This window comes from Lacticaseibacillus suilingensis, assembly GCF_016861845.1.
In the GTDB taxonomy this organism is placed as follows: domain Bacteria; phylum Bacillota; class Bacilli; order Lactobacillales; family Lactobacillaceae; genus Lacticaseibacillus; species Lacticaseibacillus suilingensis.
Genome location: NZ_BOLV01000013.1, coordinates 32,105 through 56,881, shown reverse-complemented (window position 1 = coordinate 56,881; position 24,777 = coordinate 32,105). Strand labels below are relative to the sequence as shown.

Genomic DNA, 24,777 nt, shown 5'->3' with positions numbered 1-24,777 from the left:
AGGGTCATCATACTCGAATGAGGCGCCGTGACCAAAGTTTAATTCAAGCCCGGCAGGCAAAAATTGAATCCGTCTCACCTATTCGTTAAAATGAAAGCAACTTGCATGCGAAAGGATAGCCTCATGATTCGAATTATCTTCGTAGTTTATGCCCTTGTGCTCTTCATTCTCACCATTTACACCAATCGACACCGCCACGACTTTATGGGCCTCACTATCTCAGCAAAGCACCAACAGGAACTGGCTCGCTTCAGTGCGGTCTTTGCCATCAGTACCCTACTGGCCGTGGCCGCGGCAGTGTGGCCGGAGATGTGGTTGCAGCTGGCGGCGCTGCTGGTGGGGGCGCTGGCGGCGGGGCTGCTCGGCCTACGCGTGGCCAAATATGCCGGCGAAGCCTGAAAACATGTACTTTCATGGCTGATTCGGCTACAATTAAGACAGAGAGGTGATGGCGATGTTACAACAATACAAGCACATTCTAGTGGCAATTGATGGCTCATACGAATCTGAGCTTGCATTCCAGAAAGCAGTCGCAGTGGCCAAACGTAATGACGGTGAATTATTCCTCATTCACATTGTCGATACGCGGGCCTTCAACAACGTCTCAAGTTTTGACTCGGCAATGGTGCAACAAGTCGCAGATACCGCTAAGGAAACCATGAGCGGCTACATCGAACAGGCCCACAAGGCTGGTTTGGAAAAAGTCAGCTACTCGATTGAATATGGCGCGCCGAAGACGATTATTGCCCGCGATGTCCCGAAGCAAAAAGATATTGATTTGATCATGATTGGCGCCACCGGGCTCAACGCGGTGGAACGCTTGTTAATTGGGAGCGTCACCGAATACGTAACGCGCAATGCCCGCTGCGACGTGCTCGTGGTGCGCACCGACCTGAACAACAAGCCGGCCTTGGCTTCCACCAAGAAGCCGAAAGAGAAGCCAGCTGAATAACGTTGATCAACGCCCAAGTGATTGGGCGTTTTTTGATGGGATGAAACCAAAATGCAAGCGGTCGGCGTTGTTCACGCGGACCGCTTGCTTAGTTTGAAGCCGTGAAGGTATAGTCGTTAGCCAACGACTTAAAATCCTCGCCGCAGGTCGCCTGAAACGCAGCGAAGCTACTGTTTTTCGTCAGCTTGTTCATGCCATCGGTGATATCAGGTAAGCTTTTCAGCACCACCCCGGTTCCGTCGGGGAATAAGAAATACCGCGATAACCGGGCATAGCCGCGCTCGGCTTTGGGGTCTGGGATATCAAAGACATACCCAGTCTGGGCAGTACCCACATTGCCAGTTTTGAAGACTTTGACCAACGTCGGGGCGCTGGCTTCGCTGTAGGCATCGAAATCGTCGATCAAATTACCATACAGCTGCAAACTTGCTTGCAAGTACGTATCGCCATTTTTGCCATCGAAGTCAGCCACTCGCAATTCGATGCCATTGTCCTCTTTAGTCGGTGTCACCACATGATCACGCGAAGATTCCTCCACGTTAAAGCTGCTCGGCACCGTCAGCTGGAAGCCAGTGGAAAAACTGACGGTGTGCCCCGTCACCTTCGCCACCAGATTGCGCGAGGAATCAATGGCTGCGGTCCGTTTGAGTCCCGCCGCTTTTAAGGCATAGTTGTCGATGTACTTGGTTGCCTCATTGGTGGTTGAGGAAGACATCATCTTGCTTTGGGCGCTCATGCGCCTTTGCATCATCACTTGCGGCCAGTAGCGAAAGGCCAGCGGCGTCAGCGCCACCAACACCACAATCAGGACTTGGGCGCGATTCAGCTGACGTTTGCGCTTCGGCCGCTGCTTAACAAATAGCCGGTCATATTCGGCGTACCACACCGGTTTGCGCGCTTTGCGTTTAGCCATGAGCCGTCACCTCCTCTGCGTCAGTCGTCACCACTCGGGCATAATCCGCCGCGATAGCTTCAGCCTGGCGTTGAATGCCGCTGGCCATTTCGGTGATGGCGGCATTCACGCTGGCGGTGCCGACTTCGGCTTGCTCTGCCGTGAGATACTGATCACACGATTCAATCAGAGCCGGCAGCATTTTGTATAAGAAATCGGCGTGTTCGGTCAGCGCATGCGGATGCGCCATCAGTTCGCGAAATAATTCCTGTGCGGCATGCAAACCGCCGGTGGCTTGCATAATTTTACCTAACGTCTCTGAACTGCGGCTTTGGGCGCCGAGCTTCAGGATCTGCATCTTCAGGGTGCTCATCGTGTCGCGGAATAGCTGGAGCTCGTCGGCGCTGAGATGATGCTGGGCGCGATAGGCCGCAATGGCTTGCGATTGGGTCACCACCGCGGTGGCTTGCTGGGTCGGCATCAGCGTCATCACCAGCTTGGCCACCTGGGAAATCACCCAAGTGAGTAGCCACGCCCAAATCAAGCCACTATTGATGCTGCCCGAGGCATTGGCATACATCAGCCACCAGGTGCCATAGGTGAACAGCGTCTGGGCAATGGCGAGCCCGGGGACAAAGCCGGCATCGCGATAACGGCGCGCCGTGATGGCGGCAGTGGGTATGAGTAAAAAGGCCCGCACGGTCAGCTGCGGCAGGATTCGATTGCCAATAGTCAAAAAGGTCAGAATCTCAAACAGCCACAAAAAAGGCAGCAACCACCAGTATTCACTCCGGGTACTCCGGCCGTCAAAGTTCAGGGCATTGGTCAAATAAGCGCGCAAGGCGTATAGCTTGCTGACACCGTAATCGGGATTGTGGGGATCAATCATATGTATTGCCTCCAGTCGTAAGTCAATTATCGCAGATATAAGTTGTGGTTTTTGGTCAGTTTTAGATAAGTCGCCTTATAATTTCCCGCTTGGGTCCGCACGAGGTCAAGCAAAAAGCCCTTCGCGCTTGGGCGAAGGGCAAAATGATCGGTACGATTAAGCAGAAGCAGCCTCGGCTTGCAGCTGGGTCAACAAGTCCCTGCTGGCCGTCACTTGCGCCAAGGCCAAGGCGATTTGGTAAGCACCGCTGGCTTGAGCATCCCCGAGCTGCTTATAGGTGCGCGCCTGCAGCGTGTATAGCTCTGCGAGCAAGAACAGGCTGTCGTTTTTGACCGCCAGATCAATGCCAAGTTGCAGGTACTTCAGCACCTCATCATAGGCTTTCAGTTCAAAATAAATGCGAGCGCTGTGCCAATAAATGGTCAGCTCGACATCCAGGTAGCGCCCCTCATTCAGCGGCATCTGCTTGAGCAACTGATCAGCTTGCTGCAGGTAAACGCTGGCGCGGTCAGTGGTGCCTTTTTCGGCATAGGCAATGCCTAACCCCAGCGTGGCCATGATCGCGGCCAGGTCTTGATGGGTCTGGCCTTGCTGATTCAGCACCCGGCCAAAATAATAAATGGCCTCATCTTGGGCATGATTCACGAACAGCTCCACCATGCCGCGATAGTAATAGTAGCGTTTCTGATCGCTATCACTGGTCAATTTTGCCACATTGACTTTGGCCAAGCCCGGCGCGGCAGCGGCGTAATCACCATGTCGCACCTGCCGCCCCACCTGGGACAACGCCTTTTGCGTGCGGTCTTGATTCTCCACCACAATATCATCGAGGCTGATGCCCAGGCGATTGGTCAGGCGGATCAGGATATTCATACTTGGGACTTTGTTGCGTTTTTCGATCAAACTAATCGTGGCTTGCGTGCAAATATCTTTCGCCAGTTCCGCCTGCGATAGTCCTTTGAGCTTGCGGAAATACCGGACGCGATCCCCCATGATGCGTAAGGCCGGCTGCGTTTTACTCATTTCTTCACTCCCTTTAGAAACCAACGAAAAGCCGAACACCTTTCAGGTTATCAATACGCAAATTATACCCGCAAATATTCATTTTGACTACTTTTTCTTATTCATTTCAGTGCTAACATACTAATATAACGATTAGGATTATTAAAAATAGGCATGATTGAAATTGTATTTATTTTAGAATATAAATATAGCCGCCGTAAAATAGTCTACGGCGGCTAAGGCAAATGATTGATTTCTACTTTCAGTTATTTTTTTAATTAGGTGTGTTATTAATAGAGATCGATAATCTTTTGCAGATAATCAACCACGACCTTGGGCAGATCCCCGCGCATCAGCAGCGCTTCCAGCAACCGACTGCGGTTGTACCACGCATTCCAGAAATTGATATTCTCTTGCGGCCGCACATCATGCAGGCGCGTCTGCCAGGCCGTCAGGCACATCACCAGCGAATCGGCATAGAACTGATGCTTCACTGCCAGATTAACCAAATAAGCGGCGATCCGTTGGTCCTCGCCATACACCAACGGCACGGTCATGCGCTGCCAGCCAGCCAAAATTGACGCCATCAGGAAAATCTTTTCCCCACGCGCCAAGCCAGTCACCTGCGTCAGCTCATCAGCCAAATTGCCAATATGCGTGTAGGCATGCGCCCAGCCGCTGCCATCCACATAACCGCGGCCATCGCGCTCCAGCAGCACGTAAACACACATACGCTGCAGGAGGCCGCTATATTGTTTGCTGGACAAGGCATGGTAGCGATTTTGGTCGGCGTACACCAGCCCCGACAGCAGCATCACCGCAAAACTGCGCTGAAAAACGGCATCGTTTTGCGGCTCCATGATATGGGCAAAAAGGATGTCGGGTTGTTGCAGCGTGTTAAACAGCCAGCTCACCTGCGCGGCGGTGAAGGCATCCATCTGAAACAAATCAGACAGCAGGAAAAAAGCCCCTTTGTCGCGCACTGCGGGACTGCGACTGGCGAGATGCGCGACCAGAAACGTCAGCTCATCATCGCTCACACTAGGCGTGGCGGTTTTCTTCACTCGCTGGCGAATCGTATGCATTTTGGCCAGTGCTGCCAAATCATCGTCGGGCAAAGCCACTGGCGTTGCCGGCTCCACCGCCACTGAAGCCATCAAGTGATCCAGCGCGGCCGGCAGCTGCTGAAACAGCTGGCCAGCCAGTAATTGTTCGCGTAAAGCGCGGACGGCTTGCGCCACGCTTTGAAGTTGAGTCGCCAAAAATAATCTCCTTTTCTAAAGCAAAATCGGCCGCGCAATTTTTTGCTTGGGATCGGCCAACACCCAGCCGAAATCATCGGCGCGTGGCGTTTTTTTCACGCGCAGGCCAGGCTGGGCCATAATGGTGAATGGGATATCATGCGCCAGCGCCTGCTTCATGTATTGATCAATCAAGGGCTGGGACATCAAACCATTCAGATAAACGCGATACTGCGGATAGCGGGTCAGTACCTGCTCCAGTAGCTGGGCCATCGCTTCGGTGTGCAGCTGGCGAATGGTCACTGCCATCGCCACCCGATCGCGAAAATTCCCCAAAAAGGCACGTTTCTCGTCGGGTTTCAAAGTGGGAATGCCCAGCGCCCGGGCTTTGATAAAAGCATTCAGATCTTCCGTCATCGCTGCCCCTTTCTAGCCGACCGACCCATCCATTTCCATTCCAATGAGACGATTGAGTTCGACGGCATATTCCATTGGCAATTCCTTGGTGAAGGGTTCAACAAACCCCATGATGATCATTTCCGTGGCCTTAGCTTCAGGAATGCCGCGGCTTTCCAGATAATAAAGCTGCTCTTCCGAAACCTTGGACACTTTGGCTTCATGCTCCATCGAGACGGTGGAATTCTTGATTTCAGTAAAAGGAATGGTGTCGGAAGAGGACTGCTCATCCATTAAGATGGTATCACATTCCACATGACAAAAGGCGTTATCCGCTTTTGGCGTGAAGCGCACCGTGCCGCGATAGTCCACAGCACCGCCATCTTTGGCAATCGACTTGGAGACAATGTTGGAGGACGTATTCGGTGCATTATGAATCATCCGCGCCCCGTTGTCTTGATCGACCCCGGACCCCGCCACTGCCACGCTCAGCATGGTGCCGCGGGCCCCTTCGCCATCGAGGTAAACGGAAGGATACTTCATCGTCGTTTTCGAGCCTAAATTACCGTCGACCCATTCCATGGTGGCGTTTTTCATCGCCTGAGCCCGTTTGGTTTCAAGCGAATAAACATTCTTGGACCAGTTTTGAATGGTCGTGTAGCGGCAGTAGGCATCATCTTGAACGAACACTTCCACCACCGCCGCATGCAGCGAGTCACTGGAGTAATTCGGGGCCGTACAGCCTTCCACATAGTTGATGTGGCCACCCGGCGCCACAATGATCAAGGTGCGCTCGAACTGACCGGTGTTTTCCGCGTTGATGCGGAAGTAGGCCTGAATCGGCACATCCGTCTGGACGCCGGCCGGCACGTAGATGAAACTACCGCCAGACCAAACAGCTGAGTTCAGAGCCGCAAATTTGTTATCGCTGGGATGGACCAGCGTGCCGAAGTACTGGCGCACCAAATCAGGATATTCCTTCAAGGCACTGTCCATGTCCATGAAAATAATGCCGAGTTTGTCGAACTCTTTTTTCATGTTATGGTACACCACTTCGGATTCATACTGGGCCGACGCGCCGGCGAGATACTTGCGCTCAGCTTGTGGCACACCCAGGCGGTCGAAGGTCTTCTTGATAGTGTCAGGAACATCATCCCAATCCCGGTAAGTTTTGTCGGTGGCCTTTTGAAAGTAAAGCATTTCTTCCAGGTTCAGGTCAGACAGATCAGGGCCGAAATCGGGCATCGGCAGTTTCTGGTAGGTCCGGTAAGCAGCCAGGCGATAGTCAAGCATCCACTGAGGCTCATGCTTTTCTGCGGAAATTGCGCGCACGGTGGCTTCCGTCAACCCCCGCCCAGTGGAGAACACTGGGTTGACCGGGTCCTTGAAGTCACCGGGATTTTCCGTCGGCAAAAAGTCGACGGTTTCCGCCACTGTTTCGTTGTTCTTCGTATTTTTGGTTTCAGTCATGGTTGTCCTCCGCATCTGGCAGCCCCAGTGCTTGGGCCGCCGCTTTCCAGGCCAAGGTGGCGCATTTGATGCGCGCCGGGAATTGGTGCACCCCTTTGAGCACCGCCGCATCCCCAAGCGCCGCTTCCGCCGGACTGTGACCGTCAATCACCAGCTCGGAAAAGTCACTCACCAACTGCATCACTTGCGCCGGCGTTTGGCCGATAATGCGGTCCGTCATTAAACTGCCTGAAGCCTGTGAAATCGTGCAGCCACTACCGGCAAAGGCGGCGGCGATGATTTTACCCTCTTGCACTTGCAGCTGCAAGGTCAGCACATCGCCGCAGCTGGGATTACGCACCGTGACGGCATAATCAGGTGCCGCCAGCGTGCTGTGATGGCGTGGGTGGCTCGCTTCGTCCAGTATGACCTGGCGATAAAGTTGATCCAATCTAGTCATTGCCAAGGAAAAACCCCCTTGCTTCCTGCACCGCCGCCGCTAACCGCGCCCCGTCTGCGATGGTATTATACGCGCCAAAACTAGCGCGCACAGTCGCCGGCACGCCTAAGCGCGCCATCAGCGGCTGGGCGCAGTGATGCCCGGCGCGCACCGCAATGTGCTGTTCATCGAGGAACGTGGCGAGATCATGCGGATGCACCCCAGTCAAATTAAAGCTGACGATGCCAATGCTGGCATCGCTACCATACAGCACCACCCCGGGAATAGCGGCCAAGGCCTGGCGCAGGGCCAGCACTTGACTGCGTTCCTGCTGAGCGATGGCGGCCCGGTCCTGGGTCATCAGCCAGGTGATGGCAGCCCCGAGGCCGTACACCCCGGCAATATTCGGCGTCCCCGCTTCAAACTTCAACGGGCCTTCAGCCCAGGTGGCACTTTGATCCAGCACTTCATCGATCATTTCGCCGCCGAACTGAATCGGTGGCATCTGTTCGAGCAGTGCTTCGCGGCCGTAAAGCACGCCGATGCCAGTCGGACCGTACATTTTGTGCCCGGAAAAAGCATAGAAATCGGCATCAAGAGCCTGCACATCAACGCTGAGATGGGCTACTGCCTGCGCGCCATCGACAATCAAGTAACCGCCAACGTCATGGATGGCCTGCGCCAATGGGGCCAGCGCCACTTCCCCGCCGCCCACATTGGTCACTTGTGCCAGCGCCAGCAATTTGGTGCGCGGCGTGATCAATTGCGCCACCGCTTCAACATCGGTATCCCCAGTTGCGGTCACGGGCGCCACCACCAGTTTGGCTTGCAGGCGGTGGGACAACTGCTGCCAAGGCAAAAAGTTGCTATGGTGTTCGGCGCCGGAAATAAGAATTTCATCCCCAGGTTTCACCACTTGCGGGCCAAAGCTGCTCGCCACCAGATTCAGGCCATCGGTGGTGCTGCGTGTATAAATAATTTCACTGGGCTTGGCTGCATGAATAAAGCTTGCCACCTGCGCCCGTACCGCCTCGTAATGCGCCGTGGTTGCATACGCCAATTCGTACAAGCCGCGATGGACATTGGCATTGGCGTTAACATAGTAGTCTTGCAGCGCCGTCAGGACATCTTGCGGCTTTTGACTGGTTGCGGCACTATCCAGGTAAACCAGGTCTGGATGAGCAGCAAAAAAAGGAAATTTTTCACGCATCTGCCATCACCAAGGTTTCATCAATTTGTTTGAACAAGGCCTGCTTCAGTGCCGGGTCCGTAATTTCCAGTAATCCTGCCTCCAGGAAGCCGCGAATCACGAGCCGCTTGGCCAGCGATTCTGGCAAGCCGCGGCTCATGAGATAATACAACTGGGTTCGGTCCACTCGCGTCACCGACGCCGCGTGGCCTGCAGTCACATCGTTTTCATCGATCAGCAAAATCGGATTGGCATCGCCGCGGGCCTTACTGCCCAGCATCAGCACCCGATTTTCCTGCTGATTATCGCTGCCGCGTGCGCCTTTGATGATGTGGCCAATCCCGTTGAAAATCAAATGGGCCTTGCCGACAATCACCCCGCGCTGGTTGATATGCCCTTGCGTTTGCCGGCCGTTGTTGGTCATCGCGGTGGTGTACCCCACGTGCTGACTGCCACTAGCCAGCACGCCGACGTTGATGGTAGCCTGGCTGCCAGTGCCATTCAGATTCACCGTCAGTAAGCTGGCGCCACTGTTTTGCGCGAACCCAGCCACCGTCCAGTTGAGCTTGGCATGGTCAGCCAATTCGGCCGTCCGTTGCACAATCGCAGTATGGGCGGTGAAAGCGTCATAAGTCAGCCAATCGACCTCAGCGTTGGCCGCCAGCTCAAGCAAAACCCCCACGCCTAGCTGCTGGCCACTGGTCGCCCAGCGGTCTTGCAAGCGCACATGAGCGCCGGCCCCAACATGCAAAATCACCAGTGCACTCCCGGTTTGGGGCCCGGTGACCTGCACCGGCGCCTCAGCGTGATAACCCGCCGGAATGAACACCTCAGTCACCGGCGGCGCGCCGAGCCAAGCATCCACCGCCGACCGCACCGGCCAAGCGGCAGCCGTTTGACTCACGGTCACCGCTGAATCGGCTTGCACGCTGACCTGGTCAAAAGCATCCGGCGCCTGCTTCAAATAACGCGCCAAGGGAATCTTCGGCGTGTTCGGCAACGTTAGCTCAGTCATTACCCTCACCTGCCTTGAGGTGTTCGTAGCCGGTTTCTTCCAGCTGGTGGGCCAGCTCGGGGCCGCCGGTTTCAATGATTTGGCCATCCTTCATGACATGGACGACATCAGGCGTGATGTAATCCAGCAGCCGTTCGTAGTGGGTGATGATCAGGGACGCGAAGTCGGCGCCGCGCATTTGGTTGACCCCGTTGGCCACAATCCGCAAGGCATCAATATCAAGGCCGGAATCAATTTCATCCAACAGCGCCCAGTGCGGCTTGATCATCATCAGCTGCAGGATTTCGTTGCGCTTTTTTTCACCACCAGAAAAGCCCTGGTTCAAATAGCGATCTGCCATATCTTCTGGCATCTTCAGCACCGCCATCGTCTCATCTAACTGCTTGAGGTAAGCCATAATCGGAATCGGATCATCTTCCGGCCGCCGGGCATTGATCGCGGCGCGAATGAACTCCGCATTCGTCACCCCATTGATTTCCGCTGGGTACTGCATACCTAAAAAGAACCCCAGCCGCGCCCGCTCGTCCACCGGCAGGTCAACAATGCTTTGCCCATCGATCAGGATATCGCCTTGGGTCACCAAATACCGCGGATTGCCCATCAGCGTTTCCGCCAGGGTGGATTTACCATTCCCATTGGGGCCCATCAACGCGTGAATTTCACCACTGTTAATGGTGAGATTAACCCCGCGCAAAATTTCCGGATGCTCTGGTTCTGCTTTGACTTTGACGTGTAAATCACGAATCTCTAGTGTGCTCAACGGTTTACCTCCAAGAATACCAATTGTCTTTATTGTACGGCAGTTTGACCAACGAAAAAAGGCGCGGCTCACTGGCTGTAGATGGCCCGCAGCCCAGCCAAATCTGCCGGACTCAGCTTGGTGACATTGCGATCGGTTGGAAACATTACCGAATCCGGCGCAGTGCTGTGAGCTAGCCCCAAGGCATGCCCGAGTTCATGCACCGCTGTGGCCACGTTCAAGCGCGAACGATAAGCCAAGTTTAAGCGAGCACTGGCATGGTTAACGGTGGCCTGCTTGGCCCCGGTCCAGCGGGTGATTTGCGGCCCGCCTAAGCCTAGAATCACTGCTTCACCATTCGTTTGCCCCTTTTGATAACTGCTCAAGGTCACATGGTTGGTAAACCTGCCCGCCCTGCCCGGCGTCAGCTTGACGATGCCGGTTTGGTTATAGATATTAATGGCGGCTGTAAAAAGCTGCTGGACGGTGCGGTCGGTATGCGGCGCAAACGAATAAGTGTAGCGCGCTGCCAATTTCCCAGTCGGCACAATGGCTTCTTTTGGGGTAGCCGCGGTGCTCGCCGTGCTGGCCGATGAGGTTGACGACTCAGCTGGCGCCGTACTCGGGGCGACCTGGCGCGTTACCCAACTCACTGCCGCCCCAACCGCATCTGCCACTCGGGTATGCACGGCGGCCGGTAAACTAAAGTACAAGAAGGCACAACAAAGCAGCACGATCCATCCCCGGTGCTTTCGCATGTCGCCACCTCCCTGCTTGTCGTTTCATTCTAACGAAGAATGCCACCTCGGTAAAGCGGCATGCAAAAGAGGATGTGAGCAAGTCACATCCTCTGTAAGCAAACTATCGAATTTCAGTGCCAGTGGTAGGCTGGATTGGTTGGTTAAAAGCGACCTTCCTGCGTAGCCTGTTAGTTGCGCTCCGGGTGACCAACGCCGGAGTGGGTAGCTACGCGATGAGCATCGAAGCGAAAAAGCAGCTTCAATATTCACATCGCTAGGCTACCCATCCGGCTAAGAGCGGCCACCCTGCATAGCCTTTAGTTGCACTCCGGAAGGTCAACGCCAACGCAGCTAGCTACGCTCAAGGCCTCACCGCCCAAAATCGGCGGCAAGGCCTTGCGCTAGGCTACCTGGTTGGCTAGGTGCGACCTTCCTGCATAGCCTGTTAGTGATGCAGGCGTTTCGCGAACAGATCCCCGATAAACTGAATCAGGAACACCAGAATCAAGATGAAGATCATGGCGACCCAGGTGACGTCGTTTTGGAAGCGTTGGTAACCGACGGCAATGGCCAAGTTACCTAAGCCGCCGCCGCCAACCGCACCAGCCATGGCAGTGAGACCAATGACACTGATGATGGTCAAGACGCCGACGCGGATGAGCTCACTCAAGCCTTCACGCAGGTAAACGCGAAAGACAATGGCAGCTGGGGATAAGCCCATCGCTTCGGCTGCTTCAATCACGCCAGGGTCAATCGTCAGCAAAGCGTTTTGGACCTGCCGCGCGAAGAACGGCGTGGTGCCCAACACCAGTGGCACCAAGGCGGCGGTCGGGCCGATGCCGGTGCCCACAATCAGACGGGTAAACGGATTCAGCACCGCCAGCAAAATAATGAAAGGAATCGCCCGGAAGATGTTAACGATTTTGTCCAAAATCCAGTACACCGGACGGTTCGCCAGTAAGCCGTGATCATCGGTCAGCACCAAGAAAATGCCGATCAAAATCCCGAGGACACCAGCAATCAACGCCGTGAAGAAGGTCATGTACAGCGTTTGACCAATGGATTGGGTCACCCCACCATCACCGGTCCAAATCGGAATCACGTTAGGGAAGAGTTTTTCGATAATGTTCATGCTTGCTCTCCTTCCTGATTGGCGCTCAGATGCTGAACGGTGACGTCACTTTGCTGCAGATAATCGAAGGCCCGGTCAAGGTCCGCCTGCGTCCCACTCAGCACCACCAACAGATTACCAAAAGGGGTGCCTTGTAGGATTTGGATGTCCCCAAACAAGATGTTGGCGGTCACGTTGTACGTTTTAAACAAGGTCGCCACCAGCGGCTGATCGGTCGAGGCGCCGACATAAGTCAGGCGCACCAGTTGATCTGGCGCCTGCAAGTCGCGCACTGCCGGTTGCTTGCGCACAGCCGCGATGGCACTTTCAATTTGAATGGTCGTATCGATAAAGTCCTTGGTTAGCTGTTCATGCGGCTGCGCAAAAATCTGGAGCAAAGTCCCCCGTTCAATGATGCGGCCTTCATCCATCACCGCGACTTTGTTACAGATCTGCTTGACGGCTTCCATTTCGTGGGTAATGAGCACAATGGTCAACCCCAACTTCTGGTTCAAATGTGCCAGCAAGTCGAGAATGGAAGAGGTAGTTTTGGGATCCAGCGCGGAAGTCGCTTCGTCGGAAATCAGAATTTCTGGATCTGAGGCTAACGCCCGGGCAATCCCCACGCGCTGCTTTTGGCCCCCAGACAGTTCATTCGGATAAGCGGTCGCTCGGTCCGCCAGCCCGACCAATTCCAGCAGGTCGCTGACTTTCTGGTTGATTTCGCTTTTTTTGATTTTCCGCCAAATCTTCTTACCATCAGCCGTCGTTTCGGTGACCTTCGTGCCTTTCAGCGGAAAGGCCACGTTGTCGGCAATGGTGCGTGAATTCATCAAGTTGAAGTGCTGGAAAATCATGCCGATGCGGCGGCGCTCCTGTCGCAGCTTGGCGGCATCCAGCTTCAGCATATCCTGCCCCAGCACCGACACCGTGCCGCTGGTGGGCCGCTGCAACAAATTAATGGTGCGCACCAACGTTGACTTCCCAGCCCCTGAGTACCCGACAATCCCGTAGATATCGCCGCGTTCAACTGTCAGATCGACATGATCGACGGCGTGCACGCTGCGTGTTTTCTCTTTGAATTCGACATCCACTTGCTTCAATGTGATTAACGGCTCTGCCATACTTTACCTCATTTCTCGACGAACGCGGTGCAACTGGTTACCAAGCTGGAATAACGGCCCCTTTGTAGTACTTCTTCAGCAGCTTAGCAGTGCGCTTCGTTTCATACGCTTTAACAATCTTCTGGTAAGTCTTGTTCTTCTTATCAGCTGCGGACTTAGCAGCGATAATGTTGATCCAAGGCTTGGACTTGGCACTGAGCTTTTCCACCGAAATGGCATCGGCAGGCTTGAGGTTAGCGGCAACGGCGATATCGTTGTTGACGATGGCCGCATCCACATCATTCAAGCTCCGCGCGGTTTGCGCGGAGTCCAGTTCCGTAATCTTCAGGTCCAACTTGTTTTCGGTGATGTCGTGAATGGTTGGCGTGGCGACGTCCTTGACTTTGATAATACCATTAGCCGCCAACAGGTCCAGGGCCCGGCCTTCGTTGGAGACATCGTTTGGCACAGACACGGTGTCGCCCTTCTTCAGGTCTTTCAGTGACTTGATCTTGTTGGAGAAGGCACGCATTGGGCCGATGTAGGTGTTACCAATCGCGGTCAGCTTTTCGTTGTGCTTCTTGTTCCAAGTGTTCAAAAAGTCGTTATGCTGGAAGGAATTCAACTGAATATCGCCATCTTGCAAGGCTTGGTTCGGCGTGTTGTATTCGGTGAATTGAACCAGTTTGATTTTGACGTCTTCTTTGGCCAGGCGTTTTTGGATATCCTTCCAAATTTCAACGTCGGTACTCATGATCCCGACTTTGACCGTCTTTGGGGTTTGGGTCGTTGACTTGTTGCTGCCACATGCAGCTAAAGCGAGCACTGGCAAGGCCAAGGCCGCCGTTAAGGCCAGTTTCTTGAACAATTTCATTTTCTATTCCTCCAATTTTTTGAGCGAAACAAAAAGTCCGCTCCTAACAACTTGTTAGAAGCGGACTGACCGCGGTACCATTCTAATTCACTAGTCAAAAAGACTAGCCTCACTAACGGGCTATCACCCGCGTGCAAGATAATGGTTGCCACCCATTGCCGCCTTGCCAGTGCACTGGTTCGGGACACCGATCCGTGAGCCATTCTCGGCCTCGCGCGCTACCCTGCTCTCAGCAGTTGCAGGTTTTCTGTACAGTCTAGCGTGGCTTCTCTCTCACATCGTTCGTTTGCTCTTTAGAATAACTAGAGTTTACTGAGTTCGCTTGGCAGTGTCAACCTTAAAATTAAAAATATCTGAGAAATATTTTCATCCCTGCGAATTCTCTGTCAGCCAAGTGCGCTGAATCAACGTTTCAATCTGATCGGCAGCCGCCGTAAAGGCATCGGCGCGGGCTGCGCCTAGTACCTGCGCAGGGTCAGCCAACGGCCAGTGCAAAGCGCGCGTCGTTGGCGGCAGCACTGGACAGTGATCCCTAGCGTCCCCGCAAAGGGTTACCACCACATCACTGCCGTTTAAATAGGCCATATCGATTGGCTTGGCCTGCGCGTGAGACCAATCAATGCCGCGTTTGGCCAACTCCTCGACCGTCATGGTATCCGCGGCGGTCGGCTGCACGCCGGCGCTTTGCACGCGCCAGCCGGGCAGCAGCTGTTGGGTGAGCGCCTCCGCGAGTTGGCTGCGGCACGCATTGCCCGTGTATAAGAAGTACACCTGCATGGCAAGCCCTCCTTGGGTTTAAGCCTTCAGCGTGACCACCCAGTTGGCGCTGTGCGCCGCTTCATCCAGCAAGCTCGGATCATCAATGGCCGCTTCATTGACTGTGACCACAGTGCCACTCACTGGTGCGTCCAGATCGAGCACGGTTTTCTCGGCTTCCACATTCATGAAGGCGCGGCCGACAGTGAGCCGGGTGCCGATTTTCGGTAACGCCACAAACTTGATTTTGCCCATCGTCTGCTGGGCATCAGCGGTTAAGCCCAACGTGATGGTGTCTTGGTGCTTTTCTTGCCAAAAATTTGCCGTCATGATGACGCCTCCTTGCTTAACGATCGAATTCCTCTCCCTCTTGGCTAAACATGTAACTCTGGTGGTGATAGCGCATGGAGAGGATCATGCCCACGGACAACATATCCGCCAGTAAGAACGAACCCCCTTGTGAGATGAAAGGCAGCGGAATCCCAGTCAATGGCAGTAGCCCGATGTTCATCCCGATGTTTTCAAAAATGTGGAACACAAACATCATGATGACCCCAGTGGAGATGTAAGCATAAAACTCGTTTTGGGTATCGAAAGTAACCCGAATCATTTGGTAGATTAACAGGAAATAAAGCAGAATCACCGCGGCACAGCCGATAAACCCAAACGCCTCGCCAATCGTAGAAAACGCCATGTCGGATTCTCGCACTGGCACCGTGACCTTCAAGTTGTTGAAGCCGCGGCCGTACATTTGGCCAGAACCAATCGCCTTCATGGATTGCCATAACTGATACGAACTGGTGCTCGTGGCCCCACTAGGATCAAGCCAGGAGTCGATGCGCTTGAACTGATACGCTGCAAAGCCCAAGTGTTCCAAAATCCGGCGGCCCCAAGGTTGCACCACCAAGACGATGGCGGTTGAGCCGATGGCCCCAGCCCCGATGCCAATTGGGGCGATGATTTTTCAGGTAATCCCGGATACCAGCACCACCCCGGCAAAAATCGCCAGGAACACCAGCATCGTCCCGAAGTCGTTTTGCAACTTTAACAGCACCAGCACTGGCAGCGTCCACAGCAACATTTCACCAATCAGCCGCCAATCATTGGCCGTGCTGTGCTGATACTTGGTATTGTGATTGGTCACCACTCGGCCCAGCATCAAAATATAGGCCGGTTTCATCACTTCCGAAGGTTGGAAGGTGAACGAGCCAAACCCTAACCAGCTCTTGGCGCCAGTATGGACAAACACTGACCGGTCGTAGGCCACCAGCACCAAAATCAGTAGAAATATCCCGAGTCCGTACAAAATCGGCGCCACGCGCCACAGCTGCTCGGCATCGAATTGCATCACGAAAAAAATGCCAATGCCGCCAATTACATACCACAAAGCCTGCATAATCAAGGCCCGGGTGGTACTGGTCGAGGACGTATCATGCGAAACGGCCATGTAAATTGCTGCCATCCCAATCAACGCCAGCAGCATCACCGACAGGATAATCCCGTAGTCGATGCGGTCTTCACTTTTGCGGCGCGTTGAAACTGCCTTTGCCATGCCGTCACTCCTTTCCCTGCCTCACGCCCCAGCGCTAGCTGGTAGAAAGCGGGCTGAGTCTACTGGCTCAACCCGCTGACGTGGTCCTGCTCGCTAGGCGCGATGCAGGTGGTATTCACTCAATAGATAATTCTCAGCATCGGCCAAATTCTTAAACCGGTTGCCTTGCATGCTACCAGCCACGAAGCCCTGAAAATGCTTACCGTCTGCTTCCGGTTCAATGTAGCCGATTTCGACTTTACCCACTGTCAGCACTGAAACCGTGTGGCCGTTGCGGGTCACTTCTTCCTGGTTGACGGTGATTTTTTGTTCTTTTGCCATGAAAACTCCTTTGTTTTAACGGTGAAAATCAAACTGTGCACTTTCCGCCAGATTCTTATGCGGATCCGGATTGCGCCGCACGGTAAAGAAATCTGGGACCGGATCCAAGCCGCCGCGGATAAACGGATTGCACCGAATAATCCGGGCAATCCCCATAATCAGCCCTTTGATCACGCCATGTTTGGCTAAGGCCTGAATCATGTACGTCGAACAGGTCGGATAATACCGACAACTCGCCGGTAGCAAAGGAGAAATGAAGCGCTGATAGAATTTCACTAGCGCCATCGCCAGTTTGCGCACTACCTTCACCTCTACTTCAGAAAGTCAAAAATATGCTGCCAGGTACTGGGGGCAAACACCTTGAACGGACTACCACCATTGATGGCATAGCCCACCATCGCGCCAATCACCAGCGCCAGCACAATGAGCAAAAAGCCGATCAATAGTTTTCGCAAAACGCTTTTAGCATAAGCTGAACGCATGATCGACCTCCTCATCAATATTGTTTGTGATGCGCAATGTTATCCAGCAATACGCCAGTGCCAAGGGCCACCGCGTCCAGCGGATCATCAGCCAGCAGCACCGGTACTCGCAACTCGTTGGCAAAGAGATGGTTGATGCCATTCAGCAGCGCCCCACCACCAGTCAGCATGACGCCGCGATCAATGATGTCGGCAGACAGCTCAGGCGGGGTCTTCTCCAGCACTTCCTTGGCAGCGGCCACGATTTGGATCATCGTGTCGTGCAAGGCTTCTTGGACTTCGACTGAGGTGACTTCCACCTCACGTGGCAAGCCGGTGGCGATATCACGGCCGCGGACTTCCATCTTCTTTTCGGGATCGGCTTCGTAAACCGCGCCGATTTGAATTTTCAGCTGTTCAGCGGTGTGTTCCCCAATCAGCAGCTTGTGCTTGTTCTTGACGTAAGCCGCAATCGCGGCGTCCATCTTATCGCCAGCTAGCCGCAAGCTGCGGCTGGTGACGATTTCGCCCATCGACAGCACGGCCACGTCTGAGGTCCCGCCACCAATATCAATGACCATGTTGCCCTGTGGCTGGAAGATATCAAGCCCGGCGCCGACTGCGGCGACTTTGGGCTCGAATTCCAGATAGACCTTACCGCCGCCAGACTTTTCGGCCGCCTGAATAATGGCCTTTTGTTCAATCGAGGTGATGTTAGTTGGGGCACAGATCAAAATGTTCGGCTTGGACATGAAGCCCTTGACGTTCAACTTGTTGATGAAGTACTCCAGCATCGCTTCGGTGATATCAAAGTCCGCAATCACCCCGTCTTTCAGAGGCCGAATGGACTTGATGTTACCTGGCGTGCGGCCAACCATTTTGTAGGCTTCTGTCCCCACGGCCAAAACCTTGCCAGTGTGCGTATCAATGGCGACAACGGAAGGCTCATTCAGCACAATGCCTTTACCCTTCACATTGATCAGAACGTTCGCCGTTCCCAGATCGATCCCAATATCTTTTGCCATGAATTTCTCTCCTCATTTCAGTCCTAACTGATGATTATACCACAGGCGGCGCGCCGCCGAACCGGCCCGAAGGCGGACTAGCGAATCAGGTACTGCAAGCTACCAGCCGCAGTAATCAACGACAGGAAAAATTCACTGACGTTGTAGCCGATGGCAATGGCCAAAAAAATCATCAGCAGCTGGCTTTCTCGCTCGTGGCCGGCCTTGAGCAATTTATCAAATCGCAGCGCAAAAAGCAGCCGAAAGGTGATCATGATAAATACAAAATGTGATACCAGCGTCAAGGCGCCGGTAATGCCCAAATCAGTCGCCATAGTGGCCTCCGTTTCCGTATGCAGTCTAAATTATACCGATTTTTTCAAACAAGTGCGACTGTGTTTACTGAAATTAATAGTTTTCTAACCACGCTGGCTTCAGTCGGTCGTGGGTTTCGGCGGTGGTGACTCCGCTTGGGACGCGCGGCCTGCTGTGCGGCCGGTCGGAGCCAAAGGTCGGTCTCCGACCTAGTTTAGAAGCCGCAGTCGCTACGCTCTCTTGCGTCTTCTAAACTGCCGCGATGAGGACTGGTCAGCCTGCCAAATGCGCAGTCTGACTAGTCCTCATCGTTTCACTGCTGGCCTCACGCCCCAAGCTCCGTCCCCACCACCGAAACCCACTGGATAACAGTAAACGTAGAAAATAGAACCGTAAACATATGACAACATAGTTTTTCCGGTAAAGGTTTACACCCCCTAGTCAGTCAAGTACTGAAACCTCAACAAAAGGTTTCGGTTTGGCCGTATCAGAAGTGCCTGACAATGAAATAGCTGTAAAAGAAAGCAAGTCGCCATACCCTCTGCGGAGAAAGCGTCACCTGTAGTACGCTACTGTTATGAAGCGGGTTGCGGTGGTGGCGGGCGGAGCTTGGCGGGGGTCTGGCAGTGAAACGATTAGCGACAGGCAGACCGGCGCGGTTTTTGCGCAGGGCTGCCCAGAGCTAATCGCGGCAAAGTTGAAGACAGCAGCGAGCGCAGCGAGGCTGGCTTTAACTTTAGGTTCGAGACCGGTTTTCGGCTCGAACCGGCCGCACAGCCAGCACCCCCGCCAAGCGGAGCCCACCGCCGCCGCAACCCGCGGCTCCGCCTACCACAACCACAGAATACAAAAACAGCACCGCCAGAAGCGATGCTGAATTGATGGTCTGATTAACCGCCCAGGCCGCTCTTGCGGACGTGGATTCGGTTGATGGCGCGCTGCAAGGCCACTTGGGCCCGTTGCAGTTCGTCTTGATCCCGATGGCTCTTGGCATCTTCGATGCGGCGTTCGGCGCGCTTGCGCGCAGCCTCCGCCCGCGTCAAATCGATATCGCGAGCCCGTTCGGCAGAGTCGGCGACAATCGAACAAACATTGTTCGACATCTCCATGAAGCCACCGTTCACGGCAATCATGTTTTCATGGCCGGGGCTGTCAACGCGGCGAACGCGCACTTCCCCGATCACAAGTGGTGCAACAACCGGTTCATGATTAGCCATGATCCCCATATCGCCGGTGGTGGTTTTCACCACCACCAGGCTGGCATGGTGATCATAAACCAAACCATCCGGTGTCACGATGTTAACAGTCAGGACATTTTGTTCTGCCACGATAACCCCTCCCTTCTGCGGCGTTAATTAGCCGCTGCCTGGGTTGGTTGGTCATCGCTAGCCGCATCATCGGCTGGGGCAAAGCCCATCTTCTTGGCTTTTTCCGCCACTTCTTCAATCCGCCCAACGGCCCGGAAAGCATCTTCTGGATACTCATCCATCTTACCATCGAGAATCATCTTGAAGCCCTTGACGGTTTCTTCAACTGGCACATACGAGCCGGGTTGGCCGGTAAAGCGTTCCGCCACGTTGAAGTTTTGCGACAAGAAGAACTGAATCCGCCGCGCACGCGCAACGGTGACCTTTTCGTCGTCAGACAATTCATCCATCCCTAAGATGGAGATAATGTCTTGGAGTTCACGGTACCGCTGGAGCACTTGCTGCACGCGAGTGGCAACTTCGTAGTGTTCTTTACCAACAATTTCTGGCGTTAAGGCACTGGAAGAAGATTCCAGCGGATCAACCGCCGGGTAAATCCCTTGCTGGGTCAGACTACGTTCCAGGTTAGTGGTCGCGTCCAAGTGCGCAAAGGTCGTCGCCGGCGCCGGGTCAGTGTAGTCATCAGCAGGCACGTAAACGGCCTGAATCGAGGTGACTGACCCTTTCTTGGTCGAGGTAATCCGTTCCTGCAACTGGCCCATTTCCGTGGCCAGCGTTGGCTGATAACCAACGGCTGACGGAATCCGGCCCAGCAGCGCAGAAACTTCAGACCCGGCCTGAGTGAACCGGAAGATATTGTCGATAAAGAGCAGCACGTCTTGACCTTCGACATCACGGAAGTATTCCGCGATTGTCAGCCCAGTCAGGGCCACCCGCATCCGGGCACCAGGCGGCTCGTTCATCTGACCAAACACCATGGCGGTATTCTTCAGCACGCCGCTTTCCTTCATTTCGAAGTAAAGGTCATTACCTTCACGGGTCCGTTCGCCGACCCCGGTGAAGACTGAAATACCGCCATGTTCTTCGGCAATGTTGTGAATCAATTCCTGGATCAAAACGGTTTTGCCGACCCCGGCACCACCGAACAACCCAACTTTCCCCCCACGCAAGTAAGGTTCGAGCAGGTCGATCACTTTGATCCCTGTTTCAAGGATTTCTGAACTGGTATTCAGATCCTCGAACTTTGGCGCATCCCGGTGGATGCTGTCGCGCCGGTGGTCTGGGCCAAATTCTTCACCGTCGTCGATTGGATCACCCAAAACGTTGAACACACGACCCAATGTATCCTTACCGACAGGCACCGAGATTGAACCGCCAGTATCTTTGACGGTCATGCCTCGCTGTAAGCCATCGGTCGAATCCATCGCGATCGTCCGCAGCACGCCATCGCCAAGTTCAACGGTGACTTCAAGGACCAAATCCTTGCCTTCATCGCGCTTAACGATTAATGCGTTGTTAATTTCAGGTAGATCTGCGTCGAGTGCAAACTCGACATCGACAACAGGGCCGATCACTTGCACGATTTTACCAGTCGCATTACTCAATGAAATCGTCCTCCCTGTTGATTACTACTCAAGTGCATTGGCCCCACCGACGATTTCGGTGATTTCCGTGGTAATGGCCGACTGCCGTGCCCGGTTGTAAGTCGTCGATAACTTGGAAATCAAATCGTTGGCATTGTCTGTGGCACTCTTCATGGCAGTGGTTGAAGCGGCATGCTCAGCAGTTTTGGCGTCCATAATGGCGCCAAAAATCAAGCTTTCCGCGTACTGAGGCAAAATCGCTTCCAGCACTGCGTCCGGATCAGGTTCCGTGATATATTCGATCGGTGTGTCTGCAACTTCACTGGCATCAAGGTCAGAGATAGGCAGCATTTTTTCAGCGCGGAACGCTGACGTCAATGAGTTGACATGGTGGTTGTAGCACACATACAGCTCATCGAACACCTCGTTATCGAACATCGTCACCGCGGTTTTCACGATTTCTCGCACCTCGTTAAAGGTCGGGACATCCGACACACCGCGATATTCATAAGCCAGATTAACGCCGCGATTTTTGAAGAAATCAGCGCCGACTCCGCCGACGGCCATCACGACGTAATCTGCGTCGTTTTGGTGGTCTTGGGTGATCATTTGCATCATGGCCTTCAAAATCGTGCTGTTGTACGCGCCCACCAAGCCGCGGTCAGAGGTAATGACCAGATAACCGGTTTTCTTGACGGGACGTTGTTGCAGCAGTGATGCCACTTCAAGGTGTTGCTTGCTGGCATCAGCATTAGTCAACTCTTCAGTTTCCTGGCGTTCCAACTCAAGCAGCTGAGCCGCGGCTAGGTGCGTCACGATTTGCCGCACCCGATCGGCGTACAGTTGGTATTGCCCGGAACGTTTTTCAATCTGGCTCAATTTGGCGCCGGAGACCATTTGCATGGCCTGCGTGATCTGACCCGTTTTCTTGGTCGAGTTGATCTGGCGCTTGATATCCATCAATGATTCAGCCATGCGGCACCTCCTTATTTAGCGGCGCTGCCGGTGAACCCATCAGCAAAACCCTTGATGAGTGCATCGAGCTTATCAGTGTCTGGCAGTTGGCCAGTCTCACGAATCGTCTTCAGCAAGTCAGCGCCATTGCTTTCCGCATAGTCGAACAGGCCTTGCTGGAAGGATTCGATGTCATCCACCGCAATCGCATCCAAGAACCCGTGGGTCAAAGCGTAAAGAATGAGGACCTGCTTTTCAACGGCCAGTGGCTTGTGCACCGGCTGCTTCAAGACTTCAACGGTCCGGCGGCCGCGGTTCAGCTTGGCCTGCGTGGCCGCATCCAAATCAGAGCCGAATTGCGTGAAGGCTTCCAGTTCCCGGAATGACGCCAGGTCCAACCGCAGCGTGCCGGCCACTTTCTTCATGGCCTTGATCTGCGCGTCCCCACCGACTCGAGAAACCGAAGCCCCAGCATCGATCGCTGGGCGGGTCCCAGAATAGAACAGGTCGCTTTGCAGGAAAATCTGACCATCCGTGATGGAAATCACGTTGGTCGGGATGTAAGCGGAGATATCCCCGGCTTGAGTTTCGATGATCGGCAAAGCCGTCATGGAACCGCCGCCCAGCTTGTCAGAGAGCTTAGCCGCCCGTTCCAACAAACGGGAGTGGGTGTAGAAAATATCCCCAGGATAAGCTTCACGCCCTGGCGCGCGCCGCAGCAGCAAGGACAATTCACGATAAGCGGTGGCTTGTTTGGACAGATCATCATAAATGATCAAAACATGCTTGCCGTTATACATGAACTCTTCACCCATCGCTGCGCCGGCGTAAGGAGCGATGTACAGCATTGGGGCTGGTTCAGAAGGACCCGCCGTCAACACGATGGTGTAATCCATCGCGCCGTACTTTTTCAAGGTTTCAACCTGGGTGCGGACGGTTGATTCCTTCTGGCCAATCGCCACGTACACACAGATCATATCTTGGTCTTTTTGGTTGATGATGGTATCAATCGCAATCGAGGTTTTCCCGGTTTTACGATCCCCAATGATCAACTCACGCTGGCCCCGGCCAATCGGGACCAAAGCGTCAACCGCTTTGAGCCCGGTTTGCAAAGGTTCAGTGACCGACTGACGTTGCATGACGCCAGGCGCTTTGACTTCGATTGGCCGCGTGTCCGTGGTTTCAATCGGGCCATTACCATCAACGGGTTGCCCTAAGGCATTGACAACGCGACCGATCATGTTTTCGCCGACCGGCACTTCCATGATGCGACCGGTCCGCTTAACGGTGTCGCCTTCACGAATGTCATCGAAGGCCCCAAGAATAATGATACCAACATCATTACTTTCGAGGTTTTGGGCCATCCCGTATGAGCCATTGCTGAACTGCAGCAATTCGCTCGCCATTGCATTTTTAAGACCGGTCGCGCGGGCGATCCCGTCACCAACGTAGGTCACGGTACCGACTTCATCAACGTTCAGGTCATCTTTGTAATTCTCAAGTTGCTTCTTGATCAGAGAACTAATTTCCTCTGTCTTGGTGCTCATCCGGTTCACCTCGTTTCGCTAATTACTAAGCAGCGTTGCCCGAAGCTTGGCCAGCCGGGTAGCGACGGTGCCGTCAATGACAACATCATCAGCCACCACTTTAACGCCGCCAACGATACTTTGATCGATGATCGGCGTTACTTCTACGGCTTGCGCGTTTAACTTCGTAGCAATGGCTTGTTTAATCGCCTGAAGCTGCGTATCCGACATCGCCACAGCAGTCGTCACGACCGCTTTCACAATGCCATTAGCAACATCGTAGCGCGCTTCGAAATCATCGAAGACCGCTGCGAGGCCACCTAAACGACCATTGGCTTGCACAATCCCCACCAACTGCGTGACCAAATCAGACCGTGATTGTAGCAAAATGCTAAGCAATTGGTCCTTGTCGGCAGCAGTGAGATTTTTGCTAGTCAAAGCCGAAAGCAGCTCAGGGGTTTGTTTCAGTACTGCCTGCAGCTCATTGACTTCTTCATGCACCGCTTGGAGTTGGTCTTGTTCTTGGGCAACCTCGAACAACGCCTTCCCGTAGCGTGGTGCGGCATCGCGATCAGTGACTGCCATTGGCGTCACCTAACTCACTGATGTATTGATCAATCAATGTTTGCTGTGCGGCTGGGTCAAGTTCCTTCGCAATCAGCTTTTCAGCGATGGCCAAAGATAAGGAAGCAACGTCTTTTTGGGCCGCATTCAAAGCGTCTTGCCGCTGTTGGGCAATATCCTTGTCTGCATTGGCCTTCAACTTCGTGACTTCTGCCTGCGCATTAGCCACCAGCTGCTGACGCTGTGCTTCGCCATTTTCCTTCGCCTGCGAGACGATTTTAACGGCGTCTTCCTTGGAACTCTTCAGTTCTGCTTCGCGCTGGGCCGCCATCTTCTGGGCGTCCTGGCGTGTTTGGTCAGCATAATCCAGATCGCTATCGATCTTATCCTGACGTTCGGCCATGATCTTGGTCACTGGCTTCCAAGCAAAAGTCCCAACCAGTACTAATAAAACAGCGAAAGCGGCGAGTAGAAAGAGCGTATCACCAAAAGTTGCCATGTG

Annotated in this window: 29 protein-coding genes and 1 pseudogene; 2 read left to right on the top strand and 28 right to left on the bottom strand. The window is 54.0% G+C overall.

The annotated features are described in order from the left end of the window. Positions 1 to 123: 123 nt before the first annotated feature. Positions 124 to 399, top strand: a complete 276-nt coding sequence (locus tag JUF11_RS08965; protein WP_204119298.1) for a hypothetical protein — start codon at positions 124 to 126, stop codon at positions 397 to 399. Positions 400 to 454: 55 nt separating this feature from the next. Beyond that, entirely contained in the window at positions 455 to 952 is a 498-nt protein-coding gene (locus tag JUF11_RS08960) for a universal stress protein (RefSeq protein ID WP_204119297.1), read from the top strand. 88 nt (positions 953 to 1,040) lie between these two features. Here JUF11_RS08960 and JUF11_RS08955 read toward each other — a convergent pair whose 3' ends face one another. From JUF11_RS08955 to atpF, 28 genes and pseudogenes are all read right to left on the bottom strand, one after another. Then, entirely contained in the window at positions 1,041 to 1,865 is an 825-nt protein-coding gene (locus JUF11_RS08955) for a hypothetical protein (protein WP_204119296.1), read from the bottom strand. Next, positions 1,858 to 2,733 carry a 5-bromo-4-chloroindolyl phosphate hydrolysis family protein gene (locus JUF11_RS08950; protein WP_204119295.1) on the bottom strand — a complete coding sequence of 292 codons (876 nt, stop codon included), beginning with the start codon at positions 2,731 to 2,733 and terminating at the stop codon, positions 1,858 to 1,860. Before JUF11_RS08950 ends, JUF11_RS08955 begins: the two co-directional genes overlap by 8 nt. A 156-nt stretch (positions 2,734 to 2,889) precedes the next feature. Then, positions 2,890 to 3,756 (bottom strand): helix-turn-helix domain-containing protein, encoded by an 867-nt coding sequence (locus JUF11_RS08945; protein ID WP_204119294.1) that lies wholly within the window; start codon positions 3,754 to 3,756, stop codon positions 2,890 to 2,892. A gap of 269 nt (positions 3,757 to 4,025) precedes the next feature. After that, a complete protein-coding gene (locus tag JUF11_RS08940; RefSeq protein ID WP_204119293.1) occupies positions 4,026 to 4,997 on the bottom strand; it encodes a DUF2785 domain-containing protein in 972 nt (323 codons plus the stop codon). A 15-nt stretch (positions 4,998 to 5,012) separates the two neighbouring features. Continuing rightward, a complete protein-coding gene (locus JUF11_RS08935; protein WP_204119292.1) occupies positions 5,013 to 5,393 on the bottom strand; it encodes a DUF1694 domain-containing protein in 381 nt (126 codons plus the stop codon). Between the two features lie 12 nt (positions 5,394 to 5,405). Then, positions 5,406 to 6,842 (bottom strand): Fe-S cluster assembly protein SufB, encoded by a 1,437-nt coding sequence (gene sufB / locus JUF11_RS08930; RefSeq protein WP_204119291.1) that lies wholly within the window; start codon positions 6,840 to 6,842, stop codon positions 5,406 to 5,408. Continuing rightward, positions 6,835 to 7,287: a Fe-S cluster assembly sulfur transfer protein SufU gene (gene sufU, locus JUF11_RS08925; protein ID WP_204119290.1), complete on the bottom strand. Its 453-nt coding sequence runs from the start codon at positions 7,285 to 7,287 to the stop codon at positions 6,835 to 6,837. Before sufU ends, sufB begins: the two co-directional genes overlap by 8 nt. Beyond that, positions 7,274 to 8,470: an aminotransferase class V-fold PLP-dependent enzyme gene (locus tag JUF11_RS08920; protein WP_204119289.1), complete on the bottom strand. Its 1,197-nt coding sequence runs from the start codon at positions 8,468 to 8,470 to the stop codon at positions 7,274 to 7,276. The genes sufU and JUF11_RS08920 overlap by 14 nt, the downstream gene beginning before the upstream one ends. Continuing rightward, positions 8,463 to 9,464: a SufD family Fe-S cluster assembly protein gene (locus JUF11_RS08915; protein WP_204119288.1), complete on the bottom strand. Its 1,002-nt coding sequence runs from the start codon at positions 9,462 to 9,464 to the stop codon at positions 8,463 to 8,465. Before JUF11_RS08915 ends, JUF11_RS08920 begins: the two co-directional genes overlap by 8 nt. Beyond that, positions 9,457 to 10,224: a Fe-S cluster assembly ATPase SufC gene (gene sufC / locus JUF11_RS08910; RefSeq protein WP_204119287.1), complete on the bottom strand. Its 768-nt coding sequence runs from the start codon at positions 10,222 to 10,224 to the stop codon at positions 9,457 to 9,459. Before sufC ends, JUF11_RS08915 begins: the two co-directional genes overlap by 8 nt. A 68-nt stretch (positions 10,225 to 10,292) precedes the next feature. Continuing rightward, entirely contained in the window at positions 10,293 to 10,961 is a 669-nt protein-coding gene (locus tag JUF11_RS08905) for a matrixin family metalloprotease (RefSeq protein ID WP_204119286.1), read from the bottom strand. 427 nt (positions 10,962 to 11,388) lie between these two features. Continuing rightward, positions 11,389 to 12,075 (bottom strand): methionine ABC transporter permease, encoded by a 687-nt coding sequence (locus tag JUF11_RS08900; protein ID WP_125581395.1) that lies wholly within the window; start codon positions 12,073 to 12,075, stop codon positions 11,389 to 11,391. After that, positions 12,072 to 13,178, bottom strand: coding sequence for a methionine ABC transporter ATP-binding protein (locus JUF11_RS08895; RefSeq protein ID WP_204119285.1), 1,107 nt, complete (start codon positions 13,176 to 13,178; stop codon positions 12,072 to 12,074). The genes JUF11_RS08900 and JUF11_RS08895 overlap by 4 nt, the downstream gene beginning before the upstream one ends. A gap of 37 nt (positions 13,179 to 13,215) precedes the next feature. Next, positions 13,216 to 14,031 carry a MetQ/NlpA family ABC transporter substrate-binding protein gene (locus JUF11_RS08890; RefSeq protein WP_204119284.1) on the bottom strand — a complete coding sequence of 272 codons (816 nt, stop codon included), beginning with the start codon at positions 14,029 to 14,031 and terminating at the stop codon, positions 13,216 to 13,218. A gap of 366 nt (positions 14,032 to 14,397) precedes the next feature. After that, positions 14,398 to 14,808: an arsenate reductase ArsC gene (locus JUF11_RS08885; protein ID WP_204119283.1), complete on the bottom strand. Its 411-nt coding sequence runs from the start codon at positions 14,806 to 14,808 to the stop codon at positions 14,398 to 14,400. An 18-nt stretch (positions 14,809 to 14,826) separates the two neighbouring features. After that, on the bottom strand, positions 14,827 to 15,117 hold the full coding sequence (locus tag JUF11_RS08880) for a glycine cleavage system H family protein (RefSeq protein WP_204119282.1): 291 nt from the start codon (positions 15,115 to 15,117) through the stop codon (positions 14,827 to 14,829). Between the two features lie 16 nt (positions 15,118 to 15,133). Next, a pseudogene (locus JUF11_RS08875) lies at positions 15,134 to 16,339 on the bottom strand (FtsW/RodA/SpoVE family cell cycle protein). Positions 16,340 to 16,432: 93 nt separating this feature from the next. After that, on the bottom strand, positions 16,433 to 16,660 hold the full coding sequence (locus JUF11_RS08870) for a DUF2969 family protein (RefSeq protein ID WP_204119281.1): 228 nt from the start codon (positions 16,658 to 16,660) through the stop codon (positions 16,433 to 16,435). Positions 16,661 to 16,675: 15 nt separating this feature from the next. Further along, a complete protein-coding gene (gene yidD / locus JUF11_RS08865) occupies positions 16,676 to 16,945 on the bottom strand; it encodes a membrane protein insertion efficiency factor YidD (RefSeq protein ID WP_373305867.1) in 270 nt (89 codons plus the stop codon). A 26-nt stretch (positions 16,946 to 16,971) separates the two neighbouring features. Beyond that, positions 16,972 to 17,142, bottom strand: coding sequence for a DNA-directed RNA polymerase subunit beta (locus JUF11_RS08860; protein ID WP_204119279.1), 171 nt, complete (start codon positions 17,140 to 17,142; stop codon positions 16,972 to 16,974). A gap of 14 nt (positions 17,143 to 17,156) precedes the next feature. Then, the gene (locus JUF11_RS08855; protein WP_125581409.1) at positions 17,157 to 18,146 is read right to left on the bottom strand and encodes a rod shape-determining protein; all 990 of its coding nucleotides are present in this window, start codon (positions 18,144 to 18,146) and stop codon (positions 17,157 to 17,159) included. A 77-nt stretch (positions 18,147 to 18,223) separates the two neighbouring features. Further along, entirely contained in the window at positions 18,224 to 18,460 is a 237-nt protein-coding gene (locus JUF11_RS08850) for a DUF1146 family protein (protein ID WP_125581411.1), read from the bottom strand. 870 nt (positions 18,461 to 19,330) lie between these two features. Next, complete coding sequence (locus tag JUF11_RS08845) at positions 19,331 to 19,771, bottom strand: F0F1 ATP synthase subunit epsilon (RefSeq protein ID WP_373301047.1); 441 nt, start codon at positions 19,769 to 19,771, stop codon at positions 19,331 to 19,333. 20 nt (positions 19,772 to 19,791) lie between these two features. Further along, on the bottom strand, positions 19,792 to 21,252 hold the full coding sequence (atpD, locus tag JUF11_RS08840; protein ID WP_204119278.1) for a F0F1 ATP synthase subunit beta: 1,461 nt from the start codon (positions 21,250 to 21,252) through the stop codon (positions 19,792 to 19,794). A gap of 24 nt (positions 21,253 to 21,276) precedes the next feature. Further along, positions 21,277 to 22,206 carry a F0F1 ATP synthase subunit gamma gene (locus tag JUF11_RS08835; protein ID WP_125581417.1) on the bottom strand — a complete coding sequence of 310 codons (930 nt, stop codon included), beginning with the start codon at positions 22,204 to 22,206 and terminating at the stop codon, positions 21,277 to 21,279. An 11-nt stretch (positions 22,207 to 22,217) separates the two neighbouring features. Continuing rightward, on the bottom strand, positions 22,218 to 23,732 hold the full coding sequence (gene atpA, locus JUF11_RS08830; protein ID WP_204119277.1) for a F0F1 ATP synthase subunit alpha: 1,515 nt from the start codon (positions 23,730 to 23,732) through the stop codon (positions 22,218 to 22,220). An 18-nt stretch (positions 23,733 to 23,750) separates the two neighbouring features. Continuing rightward, a complete protein-coding gene (atpH, locus tag JUF11_RS08825) occupies positions 23,751 to 24,296 on the bottom strand; it encodes an ATP synthase F1 subunit delta (protein ID WP_204119276.1) in 546 nt (181 codons plus the stop codon). Continuing rightward, positions 24,283 to 24,774 carry a F0F1 ATP synthase subunit B gene (gene atpF / locus JUF11_RS08820; RefSeq protein WP_125581423.1) on the bottom strand — a complete coding sequence of 164 codons (492 nt, stop codon included), beginning with the start codon at positions 24,772 to 24,774 and terminating at the stop codon, positions 24,283 to 24,285. The genes atpH and atpF overlap by 14 nt, the downstream gene beginning before the upstream one ends. Between the last annotated feature and the right edge of the window lie 3 nt (positions 24,775 to 24,777).